This window comes from Streptomyces sp. NPDC043726 (assembly GCF_056436565.1).
Map to the genome: position 1 here is coordinate 501,965 of NZ_JBWKCI010000008.1, position 8,015 is coordinate 509,979.

The 8,015-nt window shown below is 72.0% G+C and carries 7 protein-coding genes and 1 rRNA gene; 2 read left to right on the plus strand and 6 right to left on the minus strand.

Features of this window, described 5'->3' with window-relative positions; translation table 11 throughout:
• Positions 1-28 precede the first annotated feature (28 nt).
• The gene (locus tag AC068Z_RS25500) at positions 29-376 is read left to right on the plus strand and encodes a sterol-binding protein (protein ID WP_478559855.1); all 348 of its coding nucleotides are present in this window, start codon (positions 29-31) and stop codon (positions 374-376) included.
• On the opposite strand, the gene AC068Z_RS25505 is transcribed toward AC068Z_RS25500, so the two are convergent.
• The 4 genes from AC068Z_RS25505 to AC068Z_RS25520 all read right to left on the minus strand — a co-directional run bounded on the left by AC068Z_RS25505 (position 360) and on the right by AC068Z_RS25520 (position 4,416).
• Complete coding sequence (locus tag AC068Z_RS25505) at positions 360-1,238, minus strand: ABC transporter ATP-binding protein (protein WP_478559858.1); 879 nt, start codon at positions 1,236-1,238, stop codon at positions 360-362. The genes AC068Z_RS25500 and AC068Z_RS25505 overlap by 17 nt on opposite strands.
• A complete protein-coding gene (locus AC068Z_RS25510; RefSeq protein ID WP_478559861.1) occupies positions 1,235-2,272 on the minus strand; it encodes a FecCD family ABC transporter permease in 1,038 nt (345 codons plus the stop codon). The genes AC068Z_RS25505 and AC068Z_RS25510 overlap by 4 nt, the downstream gene beginning before the upstream one ends.
• Positions 2,269-3,312: a FecCD family ABC transporter permease gene (locus AC068Z_RS25515; RefSeq protein WP_478559864.1), complete on the minus strand. Its 1,044-nt coding sequence runs from the start codon at positions 3,310-3,312 to the stop codon at positions 2,269-2,271. The genes AC068Z_RS25510 and AC068Z_RS25515 overlap by 4 nt, the downstream gene beginning before the upstream one ends.
• A 75-nt stretch (positions 3,313-3,387) precedes the next feature.
• Positions 3,388-4,416 (minus strand): HAD hydrolase-like protein, encoded by a 1,029-nt coding sequence (locus AC068Z_RS25520; protein ID WP_478559867.1) that lies wholly within the window; start codon positions 4,414-4,416, stop codon positions 3,388-3,390.
• A 72-nt stretch (positions 4,417-4,488) separates the two neighbouring features.
• On the opposite strand from AC068Z_RS25520, the gene AC068Z_RS25525 reads away from it, so the two are divergent.
• Positions 4,489-5,781: a DUF1015 family protein gene (locus AC068Z_RS25525; protein ID WP_478559869.1), complete on the plus strand. Its 1,293-nt coding sequence runs from the start codon at positions 4,489-4,491 to the stop codon at positions 5,779-5,781.
• Positions 5,782-5,846: 65 nt separating this feature from the next.
• Here AC068Z_RS25525 and AC068Z_RS25530 read toward each other — a convergent pair whose 3' ends face one another.
• Positions 5,847-6,626, minus strand: coding sequence for a tetratricopeptide repeat protein (locus tag AC068Z_RS25530; protein WP_478559917.1), 780 nt, complete (start codon positions 6,624-6,626; stop codon positions 5,847-5,849).
• Positions 6,627-7,922: 1,296 nt separating this feature from the next.
• A 5S ribosomal RNA gene (gene rrf / locus AC068Z_RS25535) occupies positions 7,923-8,015 on the minus strand; the annotation flags it as partial.

Sequence of the window (8,015 nt, forward strand, 5' to 3'; positions counted from 1 at the left end):
TCGTGGCACCGGTGTACCGTCGATCGCGATGGCCACGATCGCAGAGTGCCGCGCCGCACTCGAGAAGCTCTCGGACAACATGCAGCACGCCGAAGGGGACGTCGCCGCCGCCGCGGCCCTGGACCGCTCGGTGAGCTGTCACATCACCGACCTGGACGTCACCTTCGCCGGCCGCCTCCAGGGCGGCCGGATCCATGTCCACGACACCCTGCAGGGCCCGCCGCCGGAGAAGGCCCAGATCAGACTGGCCATGACCGGCGACGACCTGGTGGCGCTGGTCGACGGCGACCTGCACTTCGCCAAGGCCTGGGGTTCGGGCCGGGTGAAGCTGCACGCGGGCGTGCGGGACCTGCTGGTCCTCAGGAAGCTTCTGTAGCCGCCACCTTCTTCAGGTCGCTCCCGGTACGTGCCTTGCGGGCGGCCGGCACCACCAGCGGCGTGCCCGTCTCCGGGTCGTCGATGATCTGGCAGCGCAGCCCGAAGACCTCCTCGACCAGCTCGGCCGTGACGATGTCGTTCGGCGCGCCCTCCGCGATGACCTCGCCGCCCTTCAGGGCGATCAGGTGGGTGGCGTACCGGGCGGCGTGGTTGAGGTCGTGCAGCACCGCGACGAGCGTGCGGCCCTGCTCCTCGTGCAGCTCCGCGCACAGGTCGAGGACGTCGATCTGGTGCTGGATGTCGAGGTAGGTGGTCGGCTCGTCGAGGAGCAGCAGCGGCGTCTGCTGGGCGAGCGCCATCGCGATCCACACGCGCTGGCGCTGGCCGCCGGAGAGTTCGTCGACGTAGCGGTCGGCCAGCTCGGCGACCCCGGTCTGCCGCATCGACTCCTGGACGACCCGCTCGTCCTCGGTGGACCACTGGCGCAGCAGGCCCTGGTGCGGGTAGCGGCCGCGGCCCACCAGGTCGCCGACGGTGATGCCGTCGGGCGCGATGGAGGACTGCGGCAGCAGGCCCAGCGTCCGTGCGACCTTCTTCGCCGGCATCGACTGGATGACCTGCCCGTCCAGCAGCACCCGGCCCTGGCTCGGCTTGAGCATCCGGGACAGCGCCCGCAGCAGCGTGGACTTGCCGCAGGCGTTCGGGCCGACGATCACCGTGAAGGAGTTGTCGGGGATCTCCACCGAGAGCTGCTCGGCGATGACCCGCTGGTCGTAGGCGAGGGTGACGTTCTCGGCGGACAGGCGGTTCACAGTGCTCCTTGTGCTGCTGGTGCTGTTCTTGTGGGCGGTGCCGCTCATATCCGGCCCGCCCTGCGCTCGGTGACCAGCAGCCACAGCAGATAGCCGCCGCCGACGACACCGGTGACCACGCCCACGGGCATCTGGTCGGCGCCGAAGATCCGCTGCGAGGCCCAGTCGGCGGTGACGAGCAGGGCGGCGCCCATGCACAGGGACGGCACCAGGTTCGGGCCGGGCGAGCGGGTCAGGCGCCGGGCGAGCTGGGGGGCGGTGAGCGCGACGAAGCTGACCGGTCCGGCGGCGGCCGTGGCGGCGGCGGTGAGCAGGACGGCGGACACCATCAGCAGCGCCCGCACCCGCTCGACCCGCACACCGAGGGCGTTGGAGACGTCGTCGCCCATCTCCATCATCCGCAGCCCCCGCGCGTTGCCCAGCACGAGCGGTACGAGCACCGCGCACAGCGCGAGCAGCGGCCAGACCTGGGTCCAGTCCCGGCCGCTGAGGGAGCCGGTCATCCAGACGACGGAACGGGCCGCGTCGACGATGTCGGAGACGGTGAGCAGGTAGCCGTTGATCGCGGTGAGGATCGCCGACATACCGATACCGACCAGGACCAGCCGGTATCCGTGCACGCCCTGCTTCCAGGCGAGCAGATAGATGGCAAGTCCCGTCACCAGGCCGCCCACGAGGGCGCCGACGGTGACCTGGGTCGCGCTCCCGGAGAACAGCACGATCATGGTGAGCGCCCCGGCCGTGGCGCCCTGGCCGAGGCCGAGGATGTCCGGGCTGCCCAGCGGGTTGCGGGAGACGGCCTGGAACAGCGCGCCGCCGAGTCCGAGCGAGGCGCCGACCAGCAGCCCGACGAGCACGCGCGGCAGCCGCAGCTCGTTGACGATGAACTCCTGCCCCGCGTCCCCGTTCCCGGCCAGCGTCTTGAGCACGTCGCCCGCCGAGATCGGGAAGTCCCCGGTACCGATCAGCACGACGCTCGCGGCGAGCGCGGTGAGCAGCAGCAGGAGTACGACGGTCAGGGCGCGGACGTCGAAGCGGACCGACAGCCCGCCCGGGGTCCGCACAGCACGGTTGGTCTTCACAGCTGCGCCGTCCTCCGCCGTCGTACGAGCAAGATGAACACCGGGCCACCGAGGATGGCGGTGATGATGCCGACCTGGATCTCGGAGGGCCGGGCGATGATGCGTCCGATGACATCGGCGCCGAGCAGCAGCACGGGCGACAGGACGGCGGCGTACGGCAGGATCCAGCGCATGTCGGGGCCGGTGAAGGAGCGCACGACGTGCGGCACCATCAGGCCGACGAACACGATCGGTCCGCAGGCGGCGGTCGCGGCCCCGCACAGCACGGTGGCGGCCAGCATGGACAGCGCCCGGGTGCGGTTGAGGTGGGCGCCGAGCGCCTTGGCGGTGTCGTCTCCCATGGCCATGGCGTTCAGCGGCCGGGCCAGCGCGAGGGCGAGGACCATGCCGACCAGCAGGAACGGCAGCACCTGCTTGATGGTCGAGTCGGTCGCCGTGGACAGCGCGCCCACGGTCCAGAACCGCATCCGGCCGAGCGCCGCGTCGTCCGAGATCATGACGGCCTGGAGATAGCCGTAGAGCGCGGCGCTGATCGCGGTGCCGGCGAGGGCCAGCCGTACCGGCGTCGCGCCCCGGCTGCCGCCGAGGAACCAGACCAGCGCCCCGACGGCGGCGGCGCCGAAGAAGGCGAACCACACGTACCCGCTCACCGAGGTGACGCCGAGGAAGGTGATGGCGGTGACCACGGCGGCGGAGGCACCGGCGTTGATGCCGAGCAGTCCCGGATCGGCCAGCGGATTGCGGGTGAGCGCCTGGAGGACGGCCCCCGCGAGACCGAGCGCGGCACCGGCGAGCAGCCCCAGCACGGTCCGCGTCACCCGCTCGTCGACGACGACGTCGCCATACGTCCCCGTGTCCTGGAACAGGCCGTGCCAGACCTGCGCCATGGAGAGGTCCTTCGCGCCGATCGCGATGCTCGCCAGTGCCACGAGCACCAGGAGCAGGGCGGAAAGGAGCAGCCCAAGGGGACGTATCGCCCGGCGGGTTGGGGGCGCGGGGGCGGTTTCCGCGCGCTGTTCAGGAGGACTGTCGACCAACACCCGGTTAGGTTAGCCTACCCTCGCATCGATCTCGATGCCGAGGCGGGCACCACCTGCGCAAACCCTGACCGGGGCTCACAGACCCAGCCTGGCCAGCGCCTTCCCCCCGTCGAGCGCGCACGAACCCTCCCCGGCCGCCGTCCAGGCCGCCGCACACAGCGCGCGCAGCCCGTCGAGCGCCTCGCCCTCACCCTCCAGTTCGAGCCGGTCGGCCCCGGCCGTCGCGATCCAGCCACCGCACCGGAAGCCGTCCCCCTCCGCCTCGACCTCCGGCTGCCCGGTGAGCAACCCCCGCAGATCGGCGTCCACATACGTCGGCCGGTGCTGCGGCGGCGCCGCCAGCAGCTGGGCGCCGTCGGTGACGCCGGTCAGCACCAGCAGCGAGTCCACCTCGCCGTTGAACGCCCCCTCGATGTCCGTGTCCAGCCGGTCCCCGACCACCAACGGCCGCTCGGCGCCGGTGCGCAGGATCGTCTCCCGGTGCATCGGGGGCAGCGGCTTGCCCGCCACCTGCGGCTCGGCACCGGTGGCGATCCGCACGACCTCCACCGCGGCGCCGTTGCCCGGCGCGATCCCACGCCCGCTCGGAATCGTCAGATCGGTGTTGGACGCGAACCACGGCACCCCGCGCGCCACGGCGTAACTGGCCTCGGCGAACCGGCCCCACGCCAGGTCCGGCCCGCCGAACCCCTGCACGACAGCCGCCGGATCGTCGTCCGCGGACTCCACGGGGACGAGCCCCCGCTCGCGCAGCGCCACCCGCAGTCCCTCACCGCCGATGACCAGCACCCGGGAACCCTCCGGCACCTGCTCACTGATCAACCGCGCCACCGCCTGCGCCGAGGTGATGACGTCGCCCGCGCCGGTCGGTATGCCCAGCTCCGTCAGGTGCTCGGCCACCGTGTCCGGGGTCCGCAGGGCGTTGTTGGTGACGTACGCCAGATGCATCCCGCCCTCGCGGGCCGTGGCCAGCGACTCGACCGCGTGCACGATCGCGTTCCCACCCGCGTACACCACCCCGTCGAGGTCGAGCAGCGCCGTGTCGTACGCCTCGCTCAGGGCTCGGCCACTGCCCGCGGGGCTCGTCCTGACGGTCTGGCTCATTCCGCATCGCTCCTCGTTCGACGGCTTTCCCCCGATCATCCCGCATGCCACTGACACACGTACGATGCCGGGATGAACACAGCAGGTCACCCGGAAGCAAAGGCGCGCCGGGGCCTCGAACTCACCCCGTTCAGAGGCCTTCGCTACGACCCCGACCGGGTCGGCAGCCTGGCAGCCGTGACATCCCCGCCGTACGACGTCGTCGTCCGCCCCGACGGCCTGCACCACCTCCAGGACGCCGACCCGCACAACATCGTCCGCCTGATCCTCCCCCAGGCCGGCACCCCGAGCACGCGCAACGAACAGGCGGCCGACACCCTGCGCCGCTGGCTCTCCGAGGGCGTCCTGACCGCCGACGACGAACCCGGTCTCTACGTCTACGAACAGAGCGACGCGAGCGGCCTGCTGCAGCGCGGAGTCATCGGCGCCCTGCGTCTGTCGGAACCCTCGGAACATGTGGTCCTGCCCCATGAGGACGTCATGCCTCATGTGGTGGCAGACCGCGCCGGCCTGATGCGCGCCACCTCGGCGAACCTGGAGCCCCTGCTCCTCACCTACCGCGGCAACGGCTCGGCCGCCGACACCTCCGCCGTACTCGAACGCATCATCGAACAGCCCCCGCTGCTGGCCACCACCACCGAGGACGGATTCCGCCACCGCCTCTGGGCGATCACCGCCCCCGAGGACGTGACCCTCATCCAGTCCGACCTGGCCCGCCACCAGGCCCTCATCGCCGACGGCCACCACCGCTGGGCGACCTACCGCCGGCTACGCGCGGAGCACCCCTCCCCCAGCCCCTGGGACTACGGCCTGGTCCTCCTCGTCGACACGGCCCGCTACCCCCTGCGCGTGCGGGCCATCCACCGCCTCCTGCACGGCCTGCCGGTCGCGGACGCGGTGGCACCCCTGGAGGGCCGGTTCCGCGTACGGCAAGTGGCAGGCCCTCTCCCGCAAGCCTTGGAGGCCCTCGCCGAGGCCGCCCGCGCGGGCAACGCCTTCCTGCTCGCCGGCGACGGCGCCTTCCACCTCGTGGACCAGCCGGACCCGGACCTCCTGACCCGCACGATCCCGTCCGACCGCCCGCGCGCGTGGCGCACCCTGGACGCGACGGTCCTGCACGCAACGCTCCTCGACCACGTCTGGCACATCCCCGAGGACGACCCCACCCGCATCGCCTACATCCACGACGCGGCGGCCACCGTCCGCAAGGCGGAACGCGACGGCGGTACGGCCGTACTGATGCACCCGGTCCGCGAGGAAGTCGTCCGCGACCTGGCCCGCCAGGGCGTCACGATGCCCCGCAAGTCGACGTCGTTCGGCCCGAAACCGGCCTCGGGCCTGGTCCTTCGCGCGCTGGACCTGTAAAGCACTGACCCTGTAGACGCGCAAAGGGGCGGCCCCTCTCGGGATCCGCCCCTTCTCAAGCGCGCCTACTCCTTGTCGTCGGAGACGTCCGGAGTTCCGGCCTCATCCTCACGAGCCTCGTCCTCACGAGTCTCGGTGTCGCTCTCAGGAGTCTGGGCCTCCTCGTCACCGAGAGCGTCGACGAAGTCGACACCGTCCAGCTCAGCGAGCCGGTCCGAGGCGTCCGTGCTGCCGTCCTTGTCGGACTCGATGGCCTTCGCGAACCACTCCCGCGCCTCGCTCTCCCGCCCGGCCGCGAGCAGCGCGTCGGCATAGGCGTACCGCAGCCGCGCGGTCCACGGCTGCACGGAGTTCGAGGCCAGCTCGGGGCTCTGCAGCGTCACGATGGCCGCGTCCAGCTGCCCCAGGTCACGCCGGGCGCCGGCCGCGACGAGCCGCATCTCCACCTGCCCGGCCTTGTCCAGCTTCTGCACCTCGGGCGCCCCGGCCATGTCCAGCGCCTTCTCCGGCCGCCCGAGCCCACGCTCGCAGTCGGCCATGAGCGGCCACAGCTCCACGGTCCCGGTCATCCGCCGCGCGGCCCGGAACTCCCCGAGCGCCTCGGAGTACTTCTGGTTCGCGTAGGCGGCGAAACCGGCGGCCTCCCGTACGGCGGCGACACGCGACGCGAGTCGCAGGGCCACCCTGGAGTAGCCGTACGCGCCCTCGGGGTCCTCGTCGATGAGCCGTGCGACCATCACCAGGTTCTTGGCGACATCCTCCGCCAGCGTCTTCGGCAGGCTCTGCAGCTCCTGCCGTACGTCCTTGTCGATCTCGTCGCCCGAGACGTCCTCGGGGATCGGCAGCCGCTTGATCGGCTCGCGATCGCGGTCCCGGTCCCGGTCGTCCCGGCGGCCGTAGCCACCGCCACCACGCCGGTCGTCGCGGCCACCACGGTCGTCCCGTCCACGGAACCCACCGGGGCGCCCACCACGGTCGTCCCGACGGAAGCCACCCCGGTCACCGCGGTCACCCCGATCACCACGGCCACCGCGGTCGTCCCGACGGAACCCACCACGGTCCCCGTCCCGGCGGTCGTCACGTCGATCGTCGCGGCGGTCGTCACGGCGGAACGACGGACGGTCCCCACGGTCTCCGCGGTCGTCGCGGCGGTCGTCACGGCGGAACGACGGACGGTCCCCACGGTCGTCGCGCCGGTCATCCTGGCGGAAGCCGCCGCGGTCACCCCGGTCCCCACGGTCGTCGCGCCGGAAGCCGCCGCGGTCGCGGTCACGGTCGTCACGGCGCGGGCCGCCCGGACGGTCACCCGGACGGTCGTCCCGACGGAACGCCGGACGGGGTCCGCGGTCACCATCACGACGGTCGTCACGCCGATCGCCGGGACGGTCATCCCGACGGAAGCCGCCCCGGTCACGGTCGCCGCGGTACCCACCACGATCACGGTCGTCACCACGCCGGTCATCGCGACGGCCGTAGCCACCGCCCCGGTTGTCATCACGCCGGTTGTCGTCACGCCGGCCGTAGCCACCACGGTCGTCGTCCCGGCGGAACGAGGGACGGTCGCCGCGGTCGCCACGGTCGTCACGCCGGAAGCCGCCGCGGTCGTCACGGCGCGGGCCGCTCGGACGGTCGCCCGGACGGTCGTCCCGACGGAACGCCGGACGGGGTCCGCGGTCACCATCACGACGGTCGTCACGCCGATCGCCGGGACGGTCGTCCCGACGGAAGCCGCCCCGGTCACGGTCGCCGCGGTACCCACCACGATCACGGTCGTCACCACGCCGGTCATCGCGACGGCCGTAGCCACCGCCCCGGTTGTCATCACGCCGGTTGTCATCACGCCGGCCGTAACCACCACGGTCAACGCCGCGCTCGCCACCCCGGCCACCGTCTCGACGGTCGTCGCGGCGGTCATCACGCCGGTCGTCTCGACGGAAGCCGCCACGGTCGCGGTCGCCGCGGTAGCCACCACGCTCGCCGCGGTCCCCACTGTCCCGTCGCCGCTGGTCGCGCTCCGGTCGCTCGTCGGGAGAGTTGGTGGACATCGGTGACTCCTGTCTTCGGTACTACAAGCATTGTAAAAACGAAAGGACCCCTGGTCCCAGCTGAACGCTGGTGACCAGGGGTCCTTCCCAAAGATTGTTCGGCGGCGTCCTACTCTCCCACAGGGTCCCCCCTGCAGTACCATCGGCGCTGTAAGGCTTAGCTTCCGGGTTCGGAATGTAACCGGGCGT